Origin of the sequence: Corynebacterium glyciniphilum AJ 3170, assembly GCF_000626675.1 — a bacterium.
GTDB lineage: Bacteria > Actinomycetota > Actinomycetes > Mycobacteriales > Mycobacteriaceae > Corynebacterium > Corynebacterium glyciniphilum.
The window spans coordinates 3,318,914-3,344,333 of the sequence record NZ_CP006842.1 but is presented as its reverse complement, the minus strand read 5'-3'; the positions used below and the strand labels follow the sequence as shown (position 1 = coordinate 3,344,333).

Sequence of the window (25,420 nt, the reverse complement as noted above, 5' to 3'; positions counted from 1 at the left end):
AGATGCTTGACGAAAAGTCCGCCCCGGGGTTCCCTGGCGCGCATGAAGCGGAGAGGACCCATGCGACCCAACACTGCGCGCTCTGGGTGTACACGGGGACCGCGACGGTGCGCAGCCCGGGCGGTGTGGTCGAGTTCGGATCCGGCGAGTGTCTCGTCGTGCCGGCTGGCGTCCCCTACGAGATCACCGTGCACGTCGGCAGCCTCGTTATTCCGGTGCTTATTCCTGAGTGGGCGGTCACGGATCTCTCGGCACCGGTTGTCATTGCTGTTGACGCGTCCTGGAATGCCTGGATTCTGCACCATTTCGCCGCCTGGGTATCACCGATGCGATCGCCCGGATACACCGGCGATGAGTTACTTGCGGAGCTGGACCGGCGAGACGACCAGCCTGAAGCACCTGTGTGTCCGACGAGCTCCCTTGCTGGAGGCATTGCCCGGCACCTGTGGCGTTTCCCGGCGGACCCGAGGCTTCTGCGTGATCTCGCGTCGGCGGTGGGTATCAGTGTCCAGAGTCTGCGACGGGCCTTCCTCAAGGAAACGGGAATGACACCTGGTGCATGGCGCACTGCGATGAGACTGCACGCCGCCCGCGAGTATCTGCTCGCAGGCTATCCGGTGTCCTGGGCCGCTGACCGTGTCGGATTCGCGAGTTCCCACGGGTTCATCCGTGCTTTTTCTGACCGATTCGGGCAGACGCCAGCCTGTTGGGCTCAGGGGCACAACGCCGTAGGAGATGGGGAGAGAGCTTCAGAGGAGCGACGGACGACTCGCTTCGCAGATGCACTCACAGGCGGTACCTCGACCGCAAGGACGGCGCCACCGATCCCTGCTTCTGTGGCTGCACGCCGTACCTACCGGGACACCCATGTGGTGTTATGGATGTACCGCGGGACCGCGAGGGTGAGTGTCGACGACCGGCATATCGAACTCTCGGACGGGGACGCGGTGTGGATGCCGGCCGGCCACTCCCACGAGGTGATGGTGGACGACGGCGCGGTTGCTCTTCCTATGGCGTTTCCCGCAGACCTGCTTGATGTGCGTGGGGACGACGTCGTCGTGACCCGAGTGCCGTCGACGTGGCAGGCGTTCATGCTCCACAATGTTGTCTCGAGCGTCACGCTGCTACGTCCTGAGGGGTATGACCCGACGGAGGTGCTCGAGGTGTTCGGTGGGCTGGTGCAGCGGCGGCGTGACATCGAGGACGCCGCTCTCATGATGCCCGTTACGCCGGCTGCGCGGCTCATCGCACAAAAGACGTTGGACGATCTCGCCGGCAGGACGACGACACCACAATGGGCCGAGGACGTCGGGGTCAGCTCGAGAACCGTGAACCGGTGGTTCCGGGAAGAGACCGGACGGGGGTACGGGCGGTGGCGGAGAATCGCGCGGGTCCGTCGCGCCATGGAGCTGCTTGACCAGGGGGTGGCTCCGTCGGCGACGGCACGCCGGGTGGGGTACACGCACCTCAGCGCTTTTAGCAGGGACTTTCGGGAGGAGGTGGGGATGAGCCCCCGTGAATTCGTGAGGCGTCCGCCACGTTAAGTACCTGGCGCTTCCGGTTCACCGGGTAGCGCTGTTGCCTCGTAACATCCGCCAGTGAATTGTTTCTTTTACGCAATGCTGGTCCCTGAGGAGCACCGTGCCGATCGTCAACCGTGACATCACCACCAACCCCATCACGCTGCGCAGGGTGAACGTCTCGCGCATCGAGGACATCACACCTGCATTGCGCCGCATTGTTTTCACCGGCGACGAGCTCGGAGCCTTCACCCGTGACGGTATGGAACTGCCGGCGTTCACCAGCACCGGATTCGATGACAGCATCAAACTCTTCTTCCCCTACCCTGGCGAGAATGAACCTGTGCTGCCGGTTCAGAAGCACGGGACGATCGAGATACCGAAGGACCCGCGTCCGATTGGCAAGGACTACACCGTACGGGCTTTCGATAATTCGACTACGGGCCAAACGGAACTCACCGTGGATTTCGTCAAGCACGGTGTCGGCGTCGCCACCAACTGGGCGTACCGTTGCGCGCCCGGTGACACCATGCACTTTGCCGGCCCACCGACCAGCTCGGCGCTGCCCGACGCCGACTGGCTCCTCGTGGTCGGGGAAGACACCGCAATCCCCGCGATCGCCCGACTGCTCGAAAGTCTTCCGGAGGACGCCCGGGCGCAGGTGTTCATTGAGATTGCTGTACCCTCCCACCGTGCTCCGCTGCGCCAGCTCCCGGGTGTACACGTCACCTGGTTGCCTCGAGGCGGGCAACCCGCAGGAACGACGACGTTGCTGACTGACGCCGTGGAGAACATGGACTGGTGGGAGGGGCATGCTTTCGCCTGGATCGGCGGAGAATCCGGTCCGGTCAAGCACATCCGTCGTCATCTCATCGCAGAGCGGGGTATGGACAAGAAGGACATCGACTTCACCGGGTACTGGCGCCAGGGCGAGGTCGTGACGCTCGACGACGACCCGGCGATTCCTGATCCGGAAGCGAACCCCGAAGCGTGGGAGACGTTTCACGAGCTGGCGGAAATCGGCCCTGCCTACGCACTCCGTACCGCCGCCGACCTGGACCTGGGGAACCTCATTTTCCACGGGACCACCAGTGTCGGTGCCCTGGCTGAGACGACCGGGGCGAACCCTCGGGCACTAGGAAAACTGCTGCGTTATCTTGCCGCCCTGGACATTCTGCTGGAGACCTCACCCGGGCACTTTGCGTTGTCAGAGACGGGAGAGTTCCTGACCGTCGACGACGTCCTCGCCGTTCTCCACCACGACGGTGCGCACGCCCGTCTGGAACTCGGCTGGCGGGGTCTCACCGAGGCGGTGGTGACCGGTGAGGCCGTGTACAGGTCCGTGACCGGGCAGACTTACGGTGGACTCCGTTCCGAACAGTGGTATGAAGACAAGCTGCAGGAAGGCATGGAGGATTTCGCCCGCTACCAGGCGGGTCCTCTGGCAGAAACTGAGGCAGTGAAAGATCTGGATCACGTGGTGCTCCACGGCAACGGCGCAGCAAATCTGGCGGCGGCCCTGGTTGAGGAGCACGCGGGTATGCGCATCAGTATTGTGGCGATACCCTCGCAGGCAGATTTCCTTACCAAGGCGCTGGCAGACATGGGTGGTGTGACCGCAGAACAGCGTGAGCGGATCTCGGTGGTGGCCGGATCATTGTTCGGTGAATTGGCGGGAGAGACACCGGGGAGTCGGCCAGATGCTGTTCTGCTGATACATCTACTGGGAACATTGCCGGATGTCGATGCCTCCCACCTGCTTGCGCACCTGGCGGACCGGACGGGAAAGGTTCTTGCGGTGGAGGACACGTTCGACGTGACCGGACGCATCGATGAACATGCCGCGGAGAACGATGTGTTGTCTCTCGCTGTCTGGGGCTCGGGTTACCGTACCGATGAGGAGTTGGCGGCGGTCTTCGAGGATGCGGGGGTCACGGCCTCGGGGAAAGAGAAGTTCGGCTGGGACCGGACCATCTACACGTTGACTGCCACAGGGCGGTAGCAACATGGAGCTTTAGAGGAGTACCACCTGCAACGGCGTAGTGGTGCCGGTGGGGTGATGGTGGCGACGCCTCGTTGAGGCGTCCGTCGCTTCGGGCATACTGGACATGTTGACCTGAAAGGACCATGCATGCCACCGCCTAAACGTGCCGCTCCGGGGACTGCGCCCGCCACTGACGGTGAAGCTCTCCGCAGCCATCTCTTCGGTATCCGGTGGCCACTGCTCTTCCAGGCCTCGAACACTCCACCGGCGCATGCTGTTGTCCCCTACGATCAGACCACCACGCCGACCCGCTTCACCTGGCGAATCATCCTCGGGGCGAAGAAATTCACCCTTCCGGCGGCTGTTCTCCTGGGAATCAGTCAGGTTGCCGGTGCGCTGCTTCCCGTCGCCGCAGGGACCACCGTGGACCGGGCCATAGCCACCCAGGACACGCGCGAACTGATCCTGTGGTGTTTCATCGTCATCAGTGCTGTGCTGGTGAGTTCCCTGGCTACCCGGTTCGGTTCACGCTGCGGCCAGTACGGTATGCAGGCGGTCCAGCACCGGCTGCGGATGACCGTCACCGACCGCCTGCTGCATCCCGCAGGAATGAAGGGCCGGCAGCTCGGTGGCGCGGACCTCTCCATCGCCACCGGGGACGTCTTCCGCGTGGCGTTCACGATGCAGCTCGGTGTGTACCCTGTCGGCGAGCTCGTCGCCATCGTCGCCGGTGGCGTCATCCTGCTCACCATCGCCTGGCCCCTGGGCTCGGCCGTCTTAGTGGGCGCTCCCCTGATGCTGTGGGTGATGACACTGGCAGGCCGTCCGATGCAGCGCCGCAGCAAGGAACAACAGGCCCGCGTTGCAGCGGCCACCGGACAGGCATCCGACCTGATCACCGGCTACCGCACCATCAAAGGGCTCCGGGCCGAAGAGATCTCCACCGACCGCTACACCCGCGTCAGTCAGGATGCACTGGAGGGGGCGCTGACCGTACAGAATTCGCGCGGCCTCTACTTCGGCTCCATGAACGTGGTTTCCGGCGTATTCATCGCTGGTCTCACCGTTGCAGCGACCGCCATGGCCATCCAGGGCGCGCTGAGCATCGGCGACCTCATCGCCGTCATTGGTGTCACACAGTTCATGATGAACCCGCTGACCAATCTGCCACGTTCCGTCGGGTCAATCTGGGCATCCGGCGTCGCCTCCGCCGGGCGCGTGCTTGACCTGCTCAAGACTCCCTACGCTGACGACCGGCGCGATACGGGGAGTGCTCTCGACGAGAAAGTGAAACGGTTGAGCGAAAAACCACTGGGCCTTCAGAGCCAAGGTTTCCGTGCCGCTCCGGGTGAGCTACTCGGTATCCGTGCGGGTGGTGCCGATGCACGCGATCTGGTGGACACCCTGGCCAGTGGGGCGCGCGGAGTGACCCTGATCTCCGGTGCGCGCACCGTCCCGGCGGAGACGCTCCCCGTCGACACCTACCGCAGGTATGTCCTTGCCTCGCCACACAACGCCGACATCTTCGACGGCACCATCGCCGACAACATCGTCCCGACGGCGGCACCCGGTGGCATGAGCGACCGTGCCCTGTACGCGGCATCTTGTACCGATATCGTGGACGGTCTGCCCGCTGGAGTGGACACCCGCGTCGGTGAATCCGGTACCCGCCTGTCCGGTGGTCAACGTCAGCGCATCGCCCTGGCCCGAGCTCTTGCGGTCGATGCACCGATCCTCGTCCTGCACGACCCGACGACCGCCGTCGACGCGATCACTGAACACACCATCGCCAGCCGACTCGCTGCCGTCCGGGAAGGCCGGACCACCGTGGTGGTCAGCGGGTCTGCCACTCTGCTCGCCGCCTGCGACAGGGTCATCGACATGGAGGGGGCCCATGGCTGACACAACCGACACCGCGGGCGCCACCGATTCTGTTGACATCGGGGACCGTCTGCCCACCGCCACGGGACGGCGTACCGCCGCTGTCCTGTGGGAGGCCCTCCGTGGGCGCCGGATCATCCTGGTCCTCGCCGCAGTCTTCGCGGGCATTGCCGCCGCCCTTGAACTCATCGCCCCGGCGACTCTCGGCCGAGTGGTCGACGACATCACCAATGACGCCCCCTCCCCGTTGTGGAACTATGCCCTGCTTATCATTGTCTCCATCGTTGGGGGAGGTGCGCTGCAAATCCTCGGGGTTCTGCTGGCCGCGCGCAGTTTCGAACGGATTCTCGCGGGCCTACGCGAACGGTTGGTGGCCACGGCACTCCGCCTTCCCCAGCAGAGGGTGGAACGTTCCGGCACCGGCGACCTGATCAGCCGCGCCAGCGACGACGTCGCCCAGGTGTCCCAGGCGCTCCAGCAGGTCGTCCCGGTGCTGTCGTCCACGATCTTCACCTTGCTGCTGACCATCGCGGGAATGAGCGCGCTGGACTGGAGGTTCGGAATCATACTCGTGGTGATGCTCCCGGTGTACTGGATGACGCTGCGCTGGTACATGCGGATCGCCCCGCCGATGTATGCCGCGCAACGACTCGCATTCGGCACCCGCGCCCACCACCTCCTCTCCGCGCTGCGCGGGGTGGACACCGTCACGGCGTTCCGCCTGTCGGACACACATAACCGGCGCATCGGTCGGGCGTCCTGGGCCGTCGCCGGATGGGCTCTACGCGCCCGCACCGTGGTCACCATGTTCAACTGGCGTATCGACGTGGCCTTTGCCGTCGCCGTCAGTGTTGTCCTGGTCCTCGGTTTCCACCTGGTCGGTGAAGGAGCCGTGACCGTCGGCGCGGCGACCACCGCCGTGCTGTTCTTCCTGCGTCTACAGGGGCCCATCCGTTCCCTGATGAGCGTGATCGACACCCTCCAGCTGGCCACCGCGTCACTGGCGAGGATCGTCGGGGTGACGGATGTCGACATCCATGACAGCGACGTCGGTCGTGAGAGCGCTCGGGTGGCAGGCACCGCGGGGGACAGTGCTGGTCTCGACCATGTCACTTTCGCCTATGCCGAGGGGCCGGACGTCCTGCACGACGTCACCGTGACCATCGCGCCGGGAGAACACTTGGCCGTGGTCGGAACCTCAGGTGCCGGGAAGACCACCGTCGCCGCACTCCTCGCCGGTATCCACACAGCTGATGCGGGGACGGTCACCGCTCCGGACGACACCACGCTGATCAGCCAAGAGACCCACATCTTCGCCGCAACGCTGCGCGAAAACCTCATCCTCGCTGCGCCCGGGACCAGTGACGAGCTGATCAACCAGGCCGTCGCCGCCACGGGTGCGCAGGACCTGCTTGACCAGATGCCGCAGGGGCTGGACACCGACCTCGGTCCCCGCGGAGCACCGTTGACCGCAGCCCAGTCCCAGCACATCGCCCTGATTCGTCTGCTGCTTGCCGATCCTGCATTGGCGATCCTCGACGAGGCAACAGCTGAAGCCGGTTCCGCTCACGCCCACCTGCTCGACCACGCCGCCGACGCCGCGCTCGCCGGGCGCACCGGCATGGTCATCGCCCACCGGCTGTCGCAGGCGGCGTCCTGCGACCGGATCCTGGTCATGGAACGTGGTCAGGTCATTGAAGACGGCACCCACGAGGAACTGCTCGCAGCGGGTGGACAGTACTCCCGGCTGTGGGCCGCACAGACCCAGGGCAACTGAGAGTCACTCGCGCCGAGGTGAAACAGATTCCTGTCGTGTACGTTGCCGGTCCGCGGCGAGCGCGTATTCGGAACGTGCAGCACACCAGGGCTATGTCGGTCTGTGCCCTCCGCCACCGACATAGCCCTGGTGTCTCAGCCGCTCTAACCGTTCTAACCACTCTGTGCGGTCGTTGTCGATCTCCGTGCCGCACACACCGTAAGAGATCTGGAGCAGGGTGAGCAGGCTACCGAGAAAGACGGTAAGAATACTGGCGTGCGAGGTCTGAACGACTGGCAAGACGAGGACCCGACCGTGTATTCCCGGCACGGGGTTCTATTACCGGTCGAGCCTGTGCCGTCCCCGGTAGGGGCTGAGGCCAGTATCCTCATCCGGCTCGGGTAGGCGGTGTCTGCCCCCGCGGGTCGCGGAGTGCGCGGTGGCGTCGGGGGAATCTGTCATATCCGGCTCGCCGGCAGTGTTATCAGGCGCGGGCTCACCGACGCCGGTGGACTCCGTGGACTCCGTGGACTCCGTGGACTCCGTGGACTCCGTGGTCTCGGCAGCCTTCGCCGCCTTCTTCGCGGCGATGGCCTGCCGTTGCAGTGCCCGCTGACGTGCCCGTCGTTCGGCGCGCTCCAGCTTCTCCCGTTTGACGAGCTGGTCGGTCGACTCCCGGTCAGCGGCCTCCTCCGCGGTCAGCCGGTCGCGCTCCTCTGACGCCTGCGTGCGGACCGATTCCAGTGAGGATTGCCGCAACGTCGCATCCAGCTCCTTGATACGAGTGGACCGTGCGTGGGAGCGTTCGCTGAAGGCCTTCTCCGCCTCCCGGATCTCTTTCCTGCGCTGTTTACGGGCAGCGCCGACGTCGGCACGGTGCTGGCGGAACTCTTCGGTGTAGGGGACCTGTCGGTCGAGCACCAGGTGCAGCCCGATGTTCTGCGTCATCGTCCACAGGTTGTTCATCACCCAGTAGCACATGATGGCGGCCGGGGCAGGTCCCGCCAGACCGAAGACGATCGGAACCAGGACCGCGACCGGTGCCATGAAGAACAGGAGCTTGAACATGGCCCGCGATGTGCCGTTGTTCTCGTCGAGGGTCAGCCAGTTGCGGTAGATGGAGTACGCCATGTTCAGCGTGGTGAACACCGCGGCGGTGATACACAGCGGTACGGCGAACGTGAAGACGTCGCTACCGGTGGTGCCGAGGAACGCGAACTGTTCATCGGACATCGTCGAGTACGCGGCGAGGGGAATGTCGAGGATATCGGCGTCGAGGAAGTGTGAGACATCCGCACCGCTGAGCGCTCCGATACCAGGGTGGGACGCTGCCTCCAGGTCGGAGGGGCGGGCCACCTGGAGCAGGATCCGGTAGAGGCCGATGAAGAAGGGGATCTGGATCAGCGCCGGAACGCAGCCGTCCCGCAGCCGGTAGCCGTTGGCGAGCTGCAACTCCCGCCGCTTTTTCATCAGCTCCTTGCGTTCAGGCTGGCTGAGGCGGTCCCTGTACTCCTCGTCCAGTGCGGCGAGCGCCGGGCGCAGATTCACCAGAATGCGGGTCGAGCGGTAGGCACGGTAGGCGAACGGTACCAGGATGAGCCTGACGGTAAGCACCAGCAGGGCGATAGACGCCGTCCATGCCGTCGCGTCCGCAACCCCCATGGCGGTCAACGCCATATGCCACAGTTTCATCACTGCGGATACCGGGTACTCGATGAACTCCACGTGTCGAGGATACTGTGTTCCCATGGGCAAGGAAGTGGCGGTACGTGATTCGGTACTGATGCGGGGTGGTATCGCCGTACTCGTCGGTCTGCTGCTGGCGGTCACGGTCTGGTCGGCCGCAGGACGGGAGGCCGGTCCGCCGACGGTGGTCGCCGTCACGGCGGTGCCTTTCGCTCTGGTTGCGGCGGCAGGGTTGTCACGACCAGTGTCGGTCGCGCTTCCGCGCCGGGTGACGTGGTTGACGGTCCTGAGCGTGCTGTGGATCGTGCTGGCGGTACAGGAGGCTACGGCGGCCTATCTGGCCATCGCCCTGTTCGCCCTCTATCTGTACCTCCTGCCGATGTGGTGGGGCGTGATGGCCACGGGGGTGGTGACGGTCGTCGCGGCCGGGCTGTCCGTGGCAGTAGCGGGCCCGTCTACGGGGGCGGTGCTGGGGCCGGTGCTCTCGGGTCTGGTGGCCATGGCGATCGGTGTGACGGTGGAAGGGTTGTACGTCGTCAGCGAGGACCGTCGTCGGCTCATCGATGAGCTTGTGCGGACCCGGGGGCTTCTCGCCGAGTCTGAACGGCAGGCGGGGGTAGTGGAGGAGCGTGAGCGTCTGGCGCACGAGATCCACGACACGGTGGCGCAGGGGCTGTCGAGTATCCAGATGTTGCTGCACGCCGCTGAACGGGACGTCCGGCAGAGTGTCACCGGGGGCGAGCCTCCGGTGGAGCGGGTGATCCAGGCGCGGGACGTCGCGGCCGACAGCCTCCGGGAGACACGGGCGATGATTGCGGCACTACAACCGTCCGACCTGGACGGTGGATCGTTGGTGGACGCGCTGGGGCGTCTGGCGGAGGCCGCGTCCGGGGAGTCGGAGGGGGATCTTACGGTGAGCATGGAAAGCGAAGAGGCGGAGGACCATGCGGCGGACCTGCCGGTGGCCGTGGAAGCCGTGCTGCTACGGGTCGCCCAGTCGGCGGTGGCGAATGTCTGCCAGCACGCCGGTGCCTCGCGGGCGCTGATTACGCTGTCGGTGAATCCGGACGCTGTGCGGCTTGACGTCGTCGACGACGGTTCGGGCTTTGATGTGGCGGCGGTAGGTGTGACGCTGGCGGAGCGTGCGGAGGAGGGGCATATCGGGCTGGTCACGATGCGGCGCCGGGTGGAGGAACTCGGCGGCACCCTGGAGGTGGAGAGTGCCGTCGGATCGGGCACGGCCATTGCGGTGGAGGTTCCGCTTCCCCATAAGACACCTCGCCCCGTCGCACCGGGATTGTAGGATGGGCGAAAAGTGGGACGGGAAAGTGCCACGACCGGAGACGGAGGAGGCCGCGGAATGGGCGGAATGATTCGTGTCCTGTTGGCGGACGATCACGAGATCGTGAGAATGGGGTTACGCGCCGTACTGGAGAGTGCGGCGGACATCGACATCGTCGGTGAAGTGGATACTGCGGACGGTGCAGTGAAGGCGGCGGCCGATATGTCGGTGGATGTCGTTCTCATGGACCTGCGGTTCGGCGCAGGAACGGCGGGGCGTGACGCGGAAACCGGGGCCCAGGCGACGGCGAGGATCCGGCACCTCCCCGATCCGCCCAATGTGTTGGTCGTCACGAATTACGACACTGACGTTGAGATTCTCGGCGCCGTCGAAGCCGGGGCAGTGGGTTATCTGCTGAAAGATTCACCGCCGGCGGAATTGATCAGCGCGGTGCGTTCTGCGGCGCAGGGGGCGACTGCTTTGTCAGGTGCTGTTGCCCACCGCCTGCGGCACAGGGAGAAAGACCCTGCGACATCGTTGTCCGCGCGGGAACTCGAGGTTCTCCAGGCGGTGTCGCAGGGAAAATCGAACCGTGACATCGGCGCAGAGCTTTTTCTTTCCGAGGCGACGGTGAAATCCCACCTCGCCCATGTCTACGACAAACTGGGCGTGCGATCGCGTACGTCCGCGGTTGCCGCCGCGCGCGAGGCGGGGATGCTGTGACGGCTGATTCAGCAGCCGATTCAGCGGTCAGACGGGTTGGCCGACTCGTAGGCCTCGATGACCTCGCGGGCGATCTGGCCACGGCTGGAGACCGAGAGACCGTTGTCACGTGCCCACTCACGGATGCGACGGTTACGGCCTGAATCGGACTTTCCGGCGTTGCTGGAAGGACGGCCGCGACCGCGGGTACGGGTGACCTTCGTTCCGGCGGCGATGTAGGGCTCGATGGTGTCCGCGAACTTCTGGGCGTTCTCCTCGGACAGGTCCAAAACGTACGTCGACCCCTTGTAGCTGAATTCCACCACGTTCACCTCATCCGCGGTGAGCGGCGTGTTGTCGAGGTCGTCGAAGAACTGGGTGACTTCTCTGCGTGCCATGGTTTCCTTTGCTTCCTTCTGGACGATTACACTTTTTGACAGTGAAATTGTGGCACTGGTACATGCCGTTATCCGGAAGTGTAGCGGAGGTGCTGACTAATTGTCACCCTCTGTATTCAGGGAGGGGTATATACCGACTATTCGCTTATGGGAAGGCTCAGGCCTTTTCGGCGAACTGTCGGTCGATCAGGTCCAACTCTGTGGAAACGCTGGACGTGAGGTTACTGGTCTGTGAGTCCGACATTCCGGAGGCATTATCGAGGGAATTCTCCAACTCGTCGAGCCTGGCGTTCGCGTCCTTGGCGAAACCGGAGGGCACGTTTCCGCGCTCGAGTCGGGTGCGCAGGTCGGCGATTCGTGCACGCTGAGGCGCACCGACACCGACGAAATTGGAGAACTCGGCAGTGGTCCCACGACCCGTGCTCCCCTGGGACAACTGAGTGAATGCCCGGTAGACCAACGGAATGGCGACAGGCAGCAACACCCGGAGAGCCCCGGTATAACGCAGCACCGTCTTGGCGTTGAACCGCCCCGCCTTGATCTGCTCGACAGTGGCTTCGGCGAGTTTCGCGTCGTGCTTACGCTGGCTCTTGAGGTCACGGCTCTCCTGCTTACGGACCTTGCGGGCCATCTTCTGCAGGTAGGCCTCCTTCTTCCTGTCCAGCTTGGCCGTCTCGCGTGCCTCGGTCCGGGCCTGGACCTTCGCTGCTTTGTAGCTCGCCCGTTTCTCGTGGCGTCGCCGTCGTGCCGAGCTGAGAATTCCCATGATCGATATGCTCCCGTAGCTGTTGTCGTGCCGCTTCTGTCGGCCGTTTTCTCTGTGCCAGTCTACTCAATAGTATGTGGGCGTATGTGGGAGCATGAGGGCTGTGAGGCCGTTGGCACGACGGAGGTCGCGGCGCCAGTCACCCCGGCGGATTTGACCGGATGTCGGCACCGCCGGGTGCTCAACCGTGCCGTGTCCTCGGGACGGGTCTCGGCGGAACTGACGTCTGGTGCGGTGATCGATCGCGCTGTCGGTCGGTGTCGCTCCCGGTGGCGACGCGAGGCAGTCGCCGCGGCGCTGCCCCGGAGTCCCCGTTTCGGTGAGCGTCTCGTCCCCACCCGTGTCGACGTGACCGACGACGATACCGCCGAGGAACAGACGCTGGAGGCACTCGCCGCCGGGACCAGACTCATCGTCGGTGGTCGTCTGGCGGATGGTGCTCTGGCCTGCGATATCGACCTGCTGGTCCGGACGGACAGCGGCTCCGGTCCGGCGACGGACATGACCTATATGCCTGTCGCGGTGACAGGGCATACGGTGTCCGCGAAAACGACGACCCGGAGCGCCGGGGTGCGTGTGGTGGACGTGGCGGTATTGGGCCTGGCCCGTCCCGTGCCGGTGGGGCTGAAGCACCGCAGCACGCCGGTGGACTCGCAGAAGGTCGCGGTGGCGCACGTGCTGCTGGAGGTCCTCGGTCTCGGTTCCGGTGACGTGGGGTTCATCGGTGCCGACCTGACGCAGTGTCTTGTCATTCCTGCGGAGCGGGTGGTTCCGGGACTGGTCCGTGCCCTGGAGGCACCGGTGCCGGATGAGCCGACGCGGGTGCGGGAGTGCGGTACCTGCGAGTTCCACAACCACTGCCGGGCCCGGCTCCTCCAGACCGGGGACCTCAGCCTGATGTTGCCGGGTGACAGAGCCGCGCGGTGGCGCGAGCGGGGCATCGACACCCTTGCCGAACTGGCGACGGCGGACGGTGGGGAAACATCGGCGTTGGCGACTGCCTGGCTGGCCGGGGTGGGCTACCTGCGACGGCCGTTGCGTCGGTGGATCGTGCGGACCGACCTGTGGTGCGGGCACCCCTTCCGCATGCCGGAGCGACTGGTGGACGGCGAGGTGCCGATGGCCGACGAGCTCGCCGATGCCGTCGAGATCGACGTGGACATGGAGGCGCACCCTAGTCGCGGGACGTTCCTGTGGGGCACGTTCGACGGGTCGGTCTACCGCTCCTTCACTGATTTCGGGTCGGCCGGTGACGGCGGACGCCACGTGGCGTCCTTCTGGACCTGGCTGTCGGCACGACGGGCCGCCGCCGCCAGGGAGGGGCGGGCCTGCCGCGTGTACTGCTACTCCCAGCAGGGCGAAAACCACTGGCTGCGTCACTACGCGGGACGCTACGGCGGCACCACGTACCCTCTCGACGACGGCAGGGAGGCGATCATGCCCTCCCTGGACGAGGTCAACGAGTTCCTGGCGTCAGACCACTGGGTAGACGTGTTCGGTCTGGTACGGACGGCTGTCGCGGCGAACTCGTCGCTGGGGCTCAAGGCCATGGCCCCGTTGGCCGGTTTTACCTTCAGCCAGGAGGACGTCGACGGGCGGGTGGCCGTGGGCCTGTTTGAGGTGGCCGTCGGCGGGGACGGGGCGGCGGCATCCGCGGCCCAGCGGACGTTGGAGAGGTACAACGCGGATGACTGTTTCGCCACCGCCGCCGTCCGGAACTGGTTGCGTCGGGGTGCGCCGGGAATCCCTGCGCTGTCTCAACCGTTGGACTGGGTATGAGCTTCCTTGACCGTATTCTCGCCATGAACGCAGCACAGTCGGGCGGACCGTTCCGTGTGGACCGGCCGACCGCCGACACCGCATTGTCCGGTGGACGTCATCCCGTGCTGGAGAACCCCCGCCCCCACACGGTTCTCGGCACACCCGTCACCGGGCCGTGGAAAGACGGGCAGGAGCACGTGGTGATCGGCCTGGGGTGCTTCTGGGGAGCCGAGAAGTTGTTCTGGCAGTTGGACGGGGTGGAGTCCACCTCGGTGGGGTACGCCGGGGGTTACACCCCCAACCCCACCTACCGTGAGGTCTGCACCGGACGCACGGGGCATTCCGAGGTCGTCGACGTGGTATTCGACCCGGAGCGCGTTGATCTGCGCACGGTGATCCGGACGGGGCTGGAGAACCATGATCCGACGCAGGGCGACCGTCAGGGCAACGACGTCGGGTCCCAGTACCGCTCCGTCATCTACGCAACCACCCCGGAGCAGCGCGACATCGCCGCCGCTGAGGTGGAGGCCTACGGGGAGAAGCTCGCCGAGGCAGGCTACGGCGCCGTCACCACGGAGGTGTCGCTGCTGTCGGAGACCCCGGCCGGGGAGTACTACCGTGCCGAAGATGAGCATCAGCAGTATCTGGACAAGAATCCGGGCGGCTACTGCCCGGTCCATGCCACCGGGGTGACCTGCGGCTAGGTAATCCGGCGTCAGCTGCGACCGACGGCAGCGGACTCCGCCCCGAGTACCTCCACGAGATCTTCGGGAGCGATTTCGATGTCGAGCCCGCGGCGTCCCCCGGAGACGAGGATCGTGGGGCAGTCGAGGATGCTGGCGTCGATCACGGTGGGCAGTGACTTCTTCTGGCCGAACGGACTGATACCGCCGACGATGTAGCCGGTGGAACGCTCAGCGGCGGACGGATCGGCCATCGACGCTTTCTTCGCGCCGAAAGAGGCGGCGACTGCTTTCAGATCGAGGGTCATTGTCACCGGGACGACGGTCACGGCGAGAGCTCCCGACCGGGGGCCACCATCGAGGCTGACCAGGAGAGTCTTGCAGATATGCCCGGGTTCGACGTCTCCGAGTGCGGCGGCGGCCTCCCCACCGAAGTCCGTGACCCCGGGGGTATGGGTGAAGGTGTGGACGGTGAACGGCGTCCCTGCGGCCTCAAGGGCGAGAGTGGCAGGGGTGCTGGCGTTCCTGCTCTTCGGGTTCTTCTTCCTGCTCACATGCGACACCCTACCTGCATAAGGAAACCCCGCCACAGAAGAGGGGCGGGGTCGGCCGGACGGATGCCGGCGACGGTTCAGGCTCTGATCGAGATGTCGGTCTAGGCCTTGGCGGCGGCGTAGCGCTCGGCGACGTCGTCCCAGTTGAAGACGTTCCACACGGCCTTGACGTAGTCAGCCTTGACGTTCTTGTACTGCAGGTAGAAGGCGTGCTCCCACATGTCGAGCATCAGCAGCGGGGTGAGGTTGACCGAGATGTTGCCCTGCTGGTCGGTGAGCTGCTCGACGACCAGGCGTCCGGCGATGTGGTCGTAGCCCAGTACGGCCCAGCCGGAGCCGTAGAGGCCCAGTGCTGCCGAGGAGAACTGGTCTTTGAACTTGTCGAAGGAGCCGAAGTCGCGGGCGATGGCCTCGGCGAGTTCGCCGGTGGGCTCGCCGCCGCCGTTGGGCGAGAGGTTCTTCCAGAAGATGGAGTGGTTGGTGTGGCCGCCCAGGTTGAACGCGAGGTTTTTGGACAGGGCGCGGATCTGGTCGGGGTTGGTGCCTTCTTCGCGGGCCTTTTCCAGGGCGTCGAGGGCGGTGTTGGCGCCGGCGACGTAGGTGGCGTGGTGCTTGTCGTGGTGCAACTGCATGATCTCGGCGGAGATGTGCGGCTCGAGGGCGTCGTAGTCGTAGGGGAGGTCGGGAAGCTCGTACACAGCCATGTTCTCGATCCTTTCATTGTCGGTAATCGTTTGTCCGTCCACCAGTGTGGTCAGTTTCCGTGCGCCTCGCAATGATTTACCTATTGAATTAAGGAGTTCAATGTCATGAACATATGAATGTACTCACTAAAGGCTATCCCACCTGCAGTGTTCCTTACCGCCGCGTAGGCTGGGGATTGATTCACCGTGGCCCACGCACGCCGACCGACACTCACAGGAGCAGCCATGAGAACCAGCGCAGGTACGAGGATCGTTCTGATCGGGGCAGGGGACGTGGGCGTGGCCTACGCCTACGCACTGGTGAACCAGGGGCTTTGCGACCATCTCGTCATCATCGACGTGGACGAACGCAAGACCTGGGGCCACGTCCAGGATCTCAACCACGCGGTGCCCTGGTCCGGCCATGGAACCCGGGTCACCCAGGGCGACTACTCCGACTGCGCCGACGCTTCCATCGTCTGTATCTGCGCCGGTGCCGCGCAGAAACCCGGGGAGACCCGCCTGGACCTCGTCGGTAAGAACGTGTCCATATTCCAGGACATCGTCAGCCAGGTCCGTGACTCCGGCTTCGACGGTATCTACCTGGTGGCGTCCAACCCGGTCGACATCCTCTCGTATGCGACGTGGAGGATCGCCGGGGTGCCGTCGAACCAGGTCATCGGTTCCGGCACCATTCTCGACACAGCCCGGTTCCGGTCTGCCCTGGGAGAGTACTTCCAGGTCTCCCCGACGTCGGTTCACGCCTATGTCATCGGCGAGCACGGGGACACTGAACTTCCGGTCCTGTCCGCGGGCTCTGTCGCCGGTGTGCCGTTGCCCGTCCGGCTGGCGCAGTCGCCGGACGGTGGGGAAAGCGTCAGCGAGATCTTCCGGCGCACCCGTGACGCCGCCTACGAGATCATCAACGCGAAGGGGTCCACCAGTTTCGGCATCGGCGTCGGGATGGCAAGGATCAGTCGGGCCGTCCTGCGCAATGAGGACGTCGTCCTGCCGGTGTCTGCGCTGGTCGACGGCCAGTACGGTCGCGACGACGCACCCGCGATCTACATCGGAACGCCGGCTGTGATCAACCGTCGGGGTATCCGGGAGGTTATTGAACTCGGCCTGGACGATACCGAGCAGGGTCAGCTCGACACCTCGGCGGATACGTTGCAGCAGGTCATGGATGATGCGGGGGTGTTCGGCCTCTAGGGCGCCGCGTTCGCCGCGCCCCTCAGACCCGCAGGAAGCGCCGGATCAGCGGCATCTCTTCCCGGGCCTGTGCCAGTCCTGCCTCGTAGGTCTCGGCCAGTTCGTTGAGCTTGCGTGTCCCGTTACCCAGGGGCATCCGGTGCGGAGCGAAGATGTACGCCTTGCCGCGTCTCTCCTGCTCGAAAATCCAGTCCCGTGTCCGGTTGTACCGCGCGTGCCGGTCCAGCATCGACTGCGCCAGCGCCGGGTACTGGGGAAACGCCCGCTTCACGAACCAGGTGAACTTCGAGGCGCTCTTGCGGTAGGACCGGGTGCGCGTCATCACCACGAGGAACCGGTCGAAGCCTTCCATCTCGATCGCGGAGTCCACCGGGATGCCTCCGGTGGAGCCGAACGCACCGTCGAAGTAGACCTCTGTGCCGATCTTCGTCGGCGGCATGACGATCGGCAGCGACGCCGAGGCGCGGGCATGGCGCAGGAAATCATCCAGGCCGTGCATGTCCTCCCGCGACCAGTGCACCGTTTCGCCGCTGCGGCCGTTGAAGCCGGAGATACGGAAGTTTCCGGGGCTCGACATGATCGCATCCCAGTCCGGCACCATGCTCCGGTCCTCGACCTGGGCGTCGGGGCCGAAGATGTACCGCGCGTTGAAGAATCCGTCGCCACGGAGGAACGGGCGGATCCCGCCGAAGAGCGGGTCTCCGGGGAACACCGTGAAGTAGTCGCGTGCCAATCGGGTGTCGTTCGAGAGGTAGGTGGCCACGTGCACGGCCGATGCTGAATTGCCGTAGGCCCAGTCGAACTGGATGCCTTCCTCCAGCAGGGCCTGCACCATCGCCGAGGAGAATGCGGCACGCATCGCCCCACCCTCGAATACCAGCGCGGTGTCGCTGACCGACCTGCTCGGGACGTCCCGTGCCGGGCCCCCGTGCAGAGGGGGTCGGACACCTGCCGGAAAATCTGCCACGGGGAGCCATACTACAGTGCGGCGGTCCGCACCATGGGCCGGATCGGGTAACAATGGGGGACGTGAAGATCATCGCGCACCGCGGGGCGAGCGGCTACCGGCCCGAACTGACCCTTGACGCCTATGAACTCGCCGTTGACCAGCGGGCGGACGGTATCGAGTGTGATATTCGACTCACTGCCGACGGGGTACCCGTGGTTATCCACGACGCCACGGTCGACCGCACGTCCGACGGGGTCGGCGCCGTCGCCGCGATGCCCTTGGCACAACTCCGGGAGCTCAACGTGGGAACGGCACACCGTCCCCAACGTATCCCGACACTGCGGGAAATGCTCGAGTTCATCCGTGACGTACAGACCAGTGACTACCGGCCTGAGCTCTTCGTCGAGACCAAACGGTTAGGCAGCCTCGGAGAGCGGGACGGACGCCTCGAGGCGGCGATGAACCGCGAACTGCATGCTGTCGGTCTGGCGGACGGCGGACCGGACACTCTGGTCCACCTGATCTCCTTCGACCATGGCTCTCTGGCACGCTTCTCCTCCCTGAATCCGCAGATCCACCGGATCTACCTGCGGAAGGAGTACCTCCTGTGGCGCATGCTGAAGCACCTCGAGCCGATGGGTGTCGCCCCGTCGCAGGGGTTCTCGGTGTACCGCGCACGACAAGCGCCTCAGCACGTGGTCGGCGCAGGTGAGCGCACGTACGTTTTCACCGCCAACCGGCAGGACGATCTTCTCTGGCTGCACCGTCACGGTGTCAGGTGGGCCGCCACTGATTACCCCGACCGCGCCCGTCGGACGCTCGACGGTGCCGTGGGTTTTCACTGACCGCTAGACTGTGGGCCGTGGCTAAGAAGAACAGGAAGAACAAGAACCAGGACGATCTGCCTGAGGGCATGAGCCGTCGCCAGGCGAAGCTAGCCAAGCGTGCCGCCGAGCGTGCCGCGTTGGAGCGCGACCCTCGGCCCTACGACGGTTTCGCTGCCGAGGCTGATCTGATCGCGCTGCAGGAATTCGTCCCCTCCGCGCACTTCACCGCGGAGACGGAGAAGGACGCCGGTTTCACCCGCACGGTGACGATCTGCACCGTCCTGCCCGGGGCCGCGGCAGCACTGGTCCGTGCTGAGGAGGAGGGTGGCGAGGCACTGGTCGCCCTGCAGACCCAGCACCGCGGTGACAACCCCAACCGTGATCTGGCTTTCGCCCTGAACTGGGCCAAGGATGCGGCACCGGGCAGCAGCCTGGAGGTCGCCGTCGCCGACGGGTCCGAGCCGGAGCTGTCCTCCCTCCTGGTCGCTGACCAGAAGCCGACGATCGAGGTGCGCGACGACTTCAATTGGTGGCTCACCGAGGACCAGCGAGACAACCCGCAGGTTGTCGCTTCCCTTGACCAGGCCAATGCCTCGGTTCTGCCGAGCACGCGGGTGGACGCCGAGATCACCGGATCCGCCTGGTGGATCGACCCGGGCGAGAAGGCGCACATCCGCTGGGTTCGCCCGGAGACGGAGGCGCAGCTGCTCCCGGCACTCGCCCGTGTCCATGCCGCAGGCCAGCTGAACCTCGGCGAGGACACGCGTTTCGCCGGCGTATTCCGCACCCACGGCGTTCTCGTCCCGGTATTCGACCTGGACAACACCATGGATGCCAGCGAATTCGCCGCACCGCTGCAGGAACTGGACGCCCGCATCTCGACGGCGCTGTCCGAGATCGCGGACGGTGGGAGCCTCACTGCAGACGAGCAGAAGTCGCGTCAGACGATCATCGCCCGCGAGGTCACGATCCGCTGATCGGCAATGTATGCCACCATGGGTGGCATGGCTGATACCGCATTCCAAGGAACCCCTGCCCACACCGTCGGTGACCTGCCCGCAGTCGGCGAGCAGGCCCCCAACTTCACCACCGTGTCCGCGGAGCTCAAGGACGTCAACGGCGACTCGCTCCGCGGCAAGCGCGTGGTGCTGAACATCTTCCCCTCGGTCGACACCGGCGTCTGCGCCGCGTCCGAGCGGGAGTTCAACAAGCGGGCCACCGACCTGGAGAACACCGCCGTCGTCTCCGTCTCGAAGGACCTCCCTTTCGCGCTGGCACGGTTCTGCGCCGCGGAGGGCATCGAGAACGTGGAGCCCACGTCCGCCTTCCGCTCCTCCTTCGGCGAGGACTTCGGTGTGACTCTCACGGACTCCCCGCTCGCCGGTCTGCTGGGCCGCTCGGTGGTTGTCCTGGACACCGACGGAACCGTCCTGCACTCACAGTTGGTCCCGGAGATCACCACCGAGCCCGACTACGACGCCGCGCTCGCCGTCCTGAACTAGAGACTGCTCAGCGCAGGTCGCTGAAGAGTTCCTCGGCAGCTCCGTCGTCCCAGAGGACCACGCTCCCGGCATCCGTATCGGCGAATCCGCCCACCGGGACGGTCTGCTGGTCCGCGCCGCGGATCATGCCGAGCGCGAGGCGTGCGAGGTGCCACACATGGTCGCTCTCATCCACGGTCAGGGCGTCGGAGAACGCGTTGATCAGGGGAAGGGCGCGGAAAGGGTTGGCGAGCGTGCCGAACGAGCCCACCTTCGAGACCACGGCGTTGAGGAACTCACGCTGGCGTTCCACCCGGTCCAGGTCACCGTTGGCTGAGGTGTAGCGGGTACGCACGTAGCCCAGCGCCGTCGGCCCGTCCATCTCCTGGCAGCCTGCCTCGACGTTCAGTCCGGCCATCGGGTCGTCGATGGCGTCGGCCGGGCAGAGTTCCACTCCGCCGACAGCGTCGACGATCTTCCCGAAGCCGCCGAACCCGATCTCCATGTAGTGGTCCATGCGCATGCCGGTGGCACCCTCGACGGTCTGCTGCAGGAGCTGCGGGCCGCCGAAGGAGAACGCGGAGTTGATCTTCCCCTCTCCGTAGCCGGGGATCGACACATAGGAGTCGCGGGGGATGGACACCATGGTCGGCTTGCCGCCGAAGGAGGGGACATGGACGACGATGATGGTGTCGGTTCGTGCGCCGCCGTCGGAGAGATCGCCGGCGGCGTAGCGTTCACCGTCCTCCTCGCTCATCCCGGCCCGGGAATCGGAGCCCACGAGCAGCCAGTTCGTTCCTGAGGTGTTGCCGATGCGGCCCTCGTAGTTGGTGAGCGCGTCGACCCGGTTGAGATTAGAGTCGACCCACCATGCGGTACCGCCGGCGACCAGGACGATCACCAGGAGCAGCGCGCCGATGATCCGCAGGGGACGGATCCGCCGACGCTTGCGTGGTCGCCGGGACCGCGGTGGTGGCCCGGACGGTTGCTCGGGAGGCGGCTGCTGCCCATACGGACGTTGGGGCTCGCGCTCCTGCCTGGGCGGTTGGTACGGGGCTGCCTGCGGTGGCTGCTCCGGCTGCCGCCGGTACTGCGGCGGCTGAGCCTGATGCTGGCCTGCCGCCCGGTGCCGGGATTCTGGTCGGTGTTCCCCTCCGTAGGCGCGGGTGGCGTCCTGCGGTGGCGGGACCGCGCCCGAGGAGCGACGGGGCACGGGGCGCCCGTAACGGTCAAGGATCGGCCGACCATGCCTGTCACGGGCGACAGGGTCTCCGGAGCGGCCGTCGTTGTCGGGCGGGGTTGGTGACATGGGGACATACTACGGGCTGGACGGGTGGAAAACGGAGTCCCGTAGGATGCTGCTCATGAGTGATGCATTGATGGCAGTGGCGTTTCCGGCGGTCATGGCGGTGGTTCTGTCCATGGTCATCTCGCAGGTGACGAAAGCCGCTGCCCGAGGCGACCTGCCACGATCCGGAGCGGTGGGGATCCGGACGGCCGCCACGAAGGCCAGCGATGACGCGTGGACGGCGGGTCACGAGGCAGCGGCTCCACTGGCGAGGACGGTGACGTTGGGAACCTCCGTGCTGGCCGTGGTGATCATCATCCTGTCGTTCATCTTCGACGGCGCGTGGGTGACTGCCCTGGGAGTTGTTCCGTTCGTGATTGTCCTCGTCAGTCTCATTCCCGTGGTCCGCGCGGCGAATCGTGCCGCCCGGATGGCGGAAGCGGCGAAGAAGAACGGGAAGAACGGGAAGAACGGGAAGGGCGCCGCGAAGCGTAAGCGGTGAAAACGGACTCCGCGGGTGGTCAGGGAAGCCTTTCCTGGGTGTACGATAAGTCGGTCGGCGTGCCTGCGCCGTGTCGCTGCGACGTGGCGACGTTGCCTGACTGAGGAGGAGTTTCCCCATGACTGTCACGACGGTGCCCGGACGTGGTGTCGGGCGGAGCAGAGACCGTCGCACCGGGGTGCGGACCTCGGTACGGTCATCGCTTGTCGCTCTCGTCGCCACCCTGTCGTTGGTGTCTGCAGCGTGTTCCTCCGGTGACGGGGGAAATGACGTTTCCACCGCCGATGAGGATTTCACGCCGGTAACGTTCACCTCGCCCTGGGGTGACAGCACCCTCGATGCCCGTCCGGAACGTATTGCCGCGGTGGGGTACAAGGACACTGACATTGTCGCTTCGATGGGTGAGGTTCCGGTGATCGTGCCGGAGAACACCGTCAAGCAGGAGACGTGGACGCTCGACGCGCTGAAGAGTGATCCGGCGGCGACCTTCGAGTACACCGAGACCGGGATGCCTCCGATGGAGGAGCTTGCGGCGGCAGAACCGGATCTGATCATCGCCAGTCAGCTGGACCTGAAGGATGTCTACGACCAGTTGTCGGGCATCGCGCCGGTGATCGCTGCCGAAACTCAGGAAGACATCGCGGGCAACTGGCAGCAGACCCTCATCAACCTGGGCGAGGCCCTCGGGGAGGAGGAGCGGGCCGACGAGGTCGTCCAGAAGACCGAGGATGCCGTGGCCGCCGTCCGCAAGGATCATCCGGAGTTCGCCGGCAGGACCGTGTCATTGATCCAGTACTTCGGACTCGATGAAATGAGGCTGCTCAACCCGGCCGGCGGTGATGCTGCGACGCTGTTCAGCGACATGGGGTTCGATGAGGACGCGGACACGGCGGATCTGCAGGGCGTGCAGCTCAGCGGGGAACGGGTCGACGACCTGGCGGCCGATGTCGTCATCGTCCTCGACAATTCCGACGGGCGGATCGGTGAACTCGAGGACAGCGCGGTCTTCAGCAGCATCCCGGCTGTCCAGGAGGACCGGGTTCTGGTCATCAGCAACAATGCGTTCAAGGAGGGCAACGACCCCTCTTTCGAGGCCAACGGGAAGCACTACGAGGGCAATCTGGCGTGGGCGGTCGCCTATCCAGGGCCCCTCTCGACGCAGTGGGCGGTGGAGACGTTGACACCGCTGCTGGCGGACACGGTCAACTGACCGGGACTACTCTCCGACGTCTGGAGCAAGTTCGCCGGCGCCGTGGTCAGTCCACCGACGGGCGCCACCGGTAAACGGCCCTGCCTCGCGCTCCCGGAACCACCAGGTCTCGTCCGGTGACCAACCGGCCATCATTGTCTCCGCAGGTGCCGGAGACAGGTTGCCGTCGGGAGGAGCGCCCACCGGAACTGCACGGGTGGCGGTTCGCAGGTATCCGGCGACCGTCAGATGGACGGCCTCCCACTTCTCCGCAACTGCAGACCAGTCCGGTACTATCCATCGGCCGTCACGACCGGTGACTCTGAACCATTCCCTCCGTAGCGTATACGTCTGATCGAGGGGAAACTCATCGCACAGGCGGACCCAGTCCGCCGGCTCGTTGATCTCGTAGATGCGAGGATTCGGCGGCGGCGTGTAAGAGAAGGCATGGGCCATGTCGCCGAAACGGTCCTCCTGGAGCGGAACTCCCGCCGGCATGTCTGTTCCGGGAAATATCCTGGTTGAGGGGATCGCCGGCGCGGGAGGCGTTGTCCACCATGCTCCCCCGGAGCCGGAGAGGGGTGATTCGGTTGCCGACCGACGGTACTTCTCTTCCATCCGTTTCTGGTCGATTCGCCAGGACGTGAGCTTCTCGAGGAAGTCGCAGTCACTGAGCCCACGGCGTCGTGTGCTCGGGGCCGGCTCACTGCTGTTGCCCCAGTAGACGAACCACTGGTCGGCAAGGTCGGCTGGGGTAGACCACCAACGGGTATCTGAAGATTCCGCGATGAGGCGGGCCGCCTTCTTCAGCGCCTCGCGCACGGAGGAAACGTTGGCGAGGACATCCTGGCCCACGGGGTGCCGCCAGTACGCGGCGGATTCGACCGACGCGGTGAGTGCGGCCAGTAGCAGAGCGGGGTCCGGGGGCAGCAGGGTTGTACGGCGGATCTGCTCGGCAACCCGTTCCGGGGTGATTCTGGAATCCGGGTCCGGTGGGGAGGCAGGGGCCTCGTAGATTCGTGACGGGCTGTCGGGGGTAGCAGACGACCAGAACGCGTATGTCCGGGCCTCAGGGACGGGAACCAGGTGGTCGGCAGCCTGTCGGACCATGCCCCACAGCGCCTGTGCTGTTTCCCCGTTGTCGCGGACGTGGCGTTCCTCGCAGGCGAGAATGTACTCCAGCACCATCCGTCGGCTTCGAGGGCCCTCCAGCAACGTCATTCCGTCCAGCTTCATGTGTCCCAGCGTAAGCAACCGGGGCCCGACGGTCAGAAGAAGACCGTCGGGCCCCGGTGGCGGGGACACTAGGAAGTGTCAGGCGTTCGCGGCGGCGCGTCCCATGGCGCGCAGACCGGTGTCGGTCATGTGCAGCGGGAGGTTACGACGCTCCGAGGTGGTGTCGATCAGGCCGACGACCCACCGGTCATTCGAGCACATCTCGTGGCCGCGGCTCGGCCCCTTGAGATCGACGAAGTTGCCGCCGGCGCTGGTGGCGCCGTCGCGCAGTCCCCGTTCCAGGGCCCACTCGACATCGGAGATCTGGATCAGCGCGCTCGGAACCTGCACGTTCGGGATGACGTTGATCGGGCAGACCTGACCGGCGCCGTTGGTGATGTGCGGGAAGCCGAGCACCTTCACGTTGGCGTTGGGCGCGAGACGCTTGACGTGGGAGACGGTGCGGTTCACCGAATCGCGCAGCTGGCGCTCGATCTGCGGGACCGGCAGCTTGTCGCCGAGGATGTAGGGGTAGGTGTCGTTGGCGCCTGCCCAGATGACGACCTCGTTGGTGCCGGCGTTCAGGGCGCCGCCGCGGTTGGCGCGGTCTGCCTGCTCGGTGACGTGCATGCCACCGGTGCGGTAGGAACCGCCGGCACAGGAGTAGTTGTCGACGTGCTTGCCGGATGCCTGGCCGTAGGAGTTGGCGAACCGGTTGTCTGTGCCGCAACCGGAACCGCTGAGGATCGGGTCAGGCAAGGGGAGACCCTTGCCGGCGAGGTAGTTATAGATGTCCGGGTTGGCGACGATGGAGTCGCCGAGGACAACGGTGTTACCGGGGGCGGCCTGGCTCTCCGGTGCCGAGAGCAGCGTGCCGGACAGGGCGGCGACGGTGGCCACTGCGGCGGCTGCAAGTCCGGCGATGCGGCGGCCTGCCCGCGAGGCCGTGCGGTGTCGTGCGCTCATTTCTGAGGTTCCTCTCCTGAAACGTGTCATGTGTCCCGACGTGTCCCCGACAAGCCGTAGACGGATCCGGTGTTCTAAACCGTTTCCTGGGACAACGACGTTACATTAGCGTGACTTTATCGACTAATCCTCCAG

23 protein-coding genes are annotated in these 25,420 nt (G+C 65.5%); 14 read left to right on the top strand and 9 right to left on the bottom strand.

Annotation, left to right across the window (positions count from 1 at the left end; translation table 11 throughout):
* The first annotated feature begins 2 nt into the window (after positions 1–2).
* The 4 genes from CGLY_RS15550 (at position 3) to CGLY_RS15535 (ending at position 7,162) form a co-directional block, all read left to right on the top strand.
* The gene (locus CGLY_RS15550; protein WP_158407407.1) at positions 3–1,544 is read left to right on the top strand and encodes a helix-turn-helix domain-containing protein; all 1,542 of its coding nucleotides are present in this window, start codon (positions 3–5) and stop codon (positions 1,542–1,544) included.
* A gap of 97 nt (positions 1,545–1,641) precedes the next feature.
* The gene (locus CGLY_RS15545; protein ID WP_038550533.1) at positions 1,642–3,522 is read left to right on the top strand and encodes a siderophore-interacting protein; all 1,881 of its coding nucleotides are present in this window, start codon (positions 1,642–1,644) and stop codon (positions 3,520–3,522) included.
* A 129-nt stretch (positions 3,523–3,651) separates the two neighbouring features.
* Entirely contained in the window at positions 3,652–5,406 is a 1,755-nt protein-coding gene (locus CGLY_RS15540; protein WP_052540427.1) for an ABC transporter ATP-binding protein, read from the top strand.
* On the top strand, positions 5,399–7,162 hold the full coding sequence (locus CGLY_RS15535) for an ABC transporter ATP-binding protein (RefSeq protein ID WP_052540425.1): 1,764 nt from the start codon (positions 5,399–5,401) through the stop codon (positions 7,160–7,162). The genes CGLY_RS15540 and CGLY_RS15535 overlap by 8 nt, the downstream gene beginning before the upstream one ends.
* A 318-nt stretch (positions 7,163–7,480) precedes the next feature.
* On the opposite strand, the gene yidC is transcribed toward CGLY_RS15535, so the two are convergent.
* Positions 7,481–8,866 (bottom strand): membrane protein insertase YidC, encoded by a 1,386-nt coding sequence (gene yidC, locus CGLY_RS15530; protein WP_052540423.1) that lies wholly within the window; start codon positions 8,864–8,866, stop codon positions 7,481–7,483.
* A gap of 22 nt (positions 8,867–8,888) precedes the next feature.
* Here yidC and CGLY_RS15525 point away from each other — a divergent pair, with 22 nt between their 5' ends.
* Together CGLY_RS15525 and CGLY_RS15520 are read left to right on the top strand one after the other, a co-directional pair.
* The gene (locus CGLY_RS15525) at positions 8,889–10,130 is read left to right on the top strand and encodes a sensor histidine kinase (RefSeq protein WP_052540421.1); all 1,242 of its coding nucleotides are present in this window, start codon (positions 8,889–8,891) and stop codon (positions 10,128–10,130) included.
* 66 nt (positions 10,131–10,196) lie between these two features.
* Positions 10,197–10,832: a response regulator transcription factor gene (locus tag CGLY_RS15520; protein WP_038553545.1), complete on the top strand. Its 636-nt coding sequence runs from the start codon at positions 10,197–10,199 to the stop codon at positions 10,830–10,832.
* 20 nt (positions 10,833–10,852) lie between these two features.
* Here the strand turns inward: CGLY_RS15520 and CGLY_RS15515 are convergent, their stop codons facing one another.
* Positions 10,853–11,209: a histone-like nucleoid-structuring protein Lsr2 gene (locus CGLY_RS15515; RefSeq protein WP_038550531.1), complete on the bottom strand. Its 357-nt coding sequence runs from the start codon at positions 11,207–11,209 to the stop codon at positions 10,853–10,855.
* 157 nt (positions 11,210–11,366) lie between these two features.
* The gene (locus CGLY_RS15510; RefSeq protein ID WP_038550530.1) at positions 11,367–11,975 is read right to left on the bottom strand and encodes a DUF6474 family protein; all 609 of its coding nucleotides are present in this window, start codon (positions 11,973–11,975) and stop codon (positions 11,367–11,369) included.
* An 84-nt stretch (positions 11,976–12,059) separates the two neighbouring features.
* On the opposite strand from CGLY_RS15510, the gene CGLY_RS15505 reads away from it, so the two are divergent.
* A complete protein-coding gene (locus CGLY_RS15505; protein WP_052540418.1) occupies positions 12,060–13,754 on the top strand; it encodes a ribonuclease H-like domain-containing protein in 1,695 nt (564 codons plus the stop codon).
* On the top strand, positions 13,751–14,440 hold the full coding sequence (msrA, locus tag CGLY_RS15500; RefSeq protein ID WP_038550529.1) for a peptide-methionine (S)-S-oxide reductase MsrA: 690 nt from the start codon (positions 13,751–13,753) through the stop codon (positions 14,438–14,440). Before CGLY_RS15505 ends, msrA begins: the two co-directional genes overlap by 4 nt.
* Before the next feature lie 11 nt (positions 14,441–14,451).
* Here the strand turns inward: msrA and ybaK are convergent, their stop codons facing one another.
* A complete protein-coding gene (ybaK, locus tag CGLY_RS15495; protein ID WP_038550528.1) occupies positions 14,452–14,973 on the bottom strand; it encodes a Cys-tRNA(Pro) deacylase in 522 nt (173 codons plus the stop codon).
* Positions 14,974–15,074: 101 nt separating this feature from the next.
* Positions 15,075–15,677, bottom strand: coding sequence for a superoxide dismutase (locus CGLY_RS15490; protein ID WP_038553539.1), 603 nt, complete (start codon positions 15,675–15,677; stop codon positions 15,075–15,077).
* A 225-nt stretch (positions 15,678–15,902) separates the two neighbouring features.
* Here CGLY_RS15490 and CGLY_RS15485 point away from each other — a divergent pair, with 225 nt between their 5' ends.
* On the top strand, positions 15,903–16,868 hold the full coding sequence (locus CGLY_RS15485) for an L-lactate dehydrogenase (RefSeq protein WP_038550527.1): 966 nt from the start codon (positions 15,903–15,905) through the stop codon (positions 16,866–16,868).
* 22 nt (positions 16,869–16,890) lie between these two features.
* Here CGLY_RS15485 and CGLY_RS15480 read toward each other — a convergent pair whose 3' ends face one another.
* A complete protein-coding gene (locus tag CGLY_RS15480) occupies positions 16,891–17,835 on the bottom strand; it encodes a patatin-like phospholipase family protein (protein WP_038550525.1) in 945 nt (314 codons plus the stop codon).
* 53 nt (positions 17,836–17,888) lie between these two features.
* Here CGLY_RS15480 and CGLY_RS15475 point away from each other — a divergent pair, with 53 nt between their 5' ends.
* The 3 genes from CGLY_RS15475 to tpx all read left to right on the top strand — a co-directional run bounded on the left by CGLY_RS15475 (position 17,889) and on the right by tpx (position 20,146).
* Complete coding sequence (locus tag CGLY_RS15475; protein ID WP_052540414.1) at positions 17,889–18,662, top strand: glycerophosphodiester phosphodiesterase; 774 nt, start codon at positions 17,889–17,891, stop codon at positions 18,660–18,662.
* Between the two features lie 68 nt (positions 18,663–18,730).
* The gene (locus CGLY_RS15470) at positions 18,731–19,621 is read left to right on the top strand and encodes a DUF5926 family protein (protein ID WP_052541041.1); all 891 of its coding nucleotides are present in this window, start codon (positions 18,731–18,733) and stop codon (positions 19,619–19,621) included.
* 27 nt (positions 19,622–19,648) lie between these two features.
* Positions 19,649–20,146 carry a thiol peroxidase gene (gene tpx / locus CGLY_RS15465; RefSeq protein WP_038553534.1) on the top strand — a complete coding sequence of 166 codons (498 nt, stop codon included), beginning with the start codon at positions 19,649–19,651 and terminating at the stop codon, positions 20,144–20,146.
* Positions 20,147–20,153: 7 nt separating this feature from the next.
* On the opposite strand, the gene CGLY_RS15460 is transcribed toward tpx, so the two are convergent.
* Positions 20,154–21,434, bottom strand: coding sequence for an LCP family protein (locus tag CGLY_RS15460; protein WP_081803971.1), 1,281 nt, complete (start codon positions 21,432–21,434; stop codon positions 20,154–20,156).
* A 55-nt stretch (positions 21,435–21,489) separates the two neighbouring features.
* Between CGLY_RS15460 and CGLY_RS16950 the strand changes: the two genes are divergently transcribed.
* The gene (locus CGLY_RS16950) at positions 21,490–21,915 is read left to right on the top strand and encodes an SdpI family protein (protein ID WP_158407406.1); all 426 of its coding nucleotides are present in this window, start codon (positions 21,490–21,492) and stop codon (positions 21,913–21,915) included.
* 118 nt (positions 21,916–22,033) lie between these two features.
* Positions 22,034–23,125 (top strand): ABC transporter substrate-binding protein, encoded by a 1,092-nt coding sequence (locus tag CGLY_RS15450; RefSeq protein WP_038550521.1) that lies wholly within the window; start codon positions 22,034–22,036, stop codon positions 23,123–23,125.
* A gap of 6 nt (positions 23,126–23,131) precedes the next feature.
* Here the strand turns inward: CGLY_RS15450 and CGLY_RS15445 are convergent, their stop codons facing one another.
* Together CGLY_RS15445 and CGLY_RS15440 are read right to left on the bottom strand one after the other, a co-directional pair.
* A complete protein-coding gene (locus CGLY_RS15445; protein WP_144313709.1) occupies positions 23,132–24,340 on the bottom strand; it encodes a hypothetical protein in 1,209 nt (402 codons plus the stop codon).
* A 78-nt stretch (positions 24,341–24,418) separates the two neighbouring features.
* A complete protein-coding gene (locus tag CGLY_RS15440) occupies positions 24,419–25,285 on the bottom strand; it encodes a GDSL-type esterase/lipase family protein (RefSeq protein ID WP_052540407.1) in 867 nt (288 codons plus the stop codon).
* Positions 25,286–25,420 lie beyond the last annotated feature (135 nt).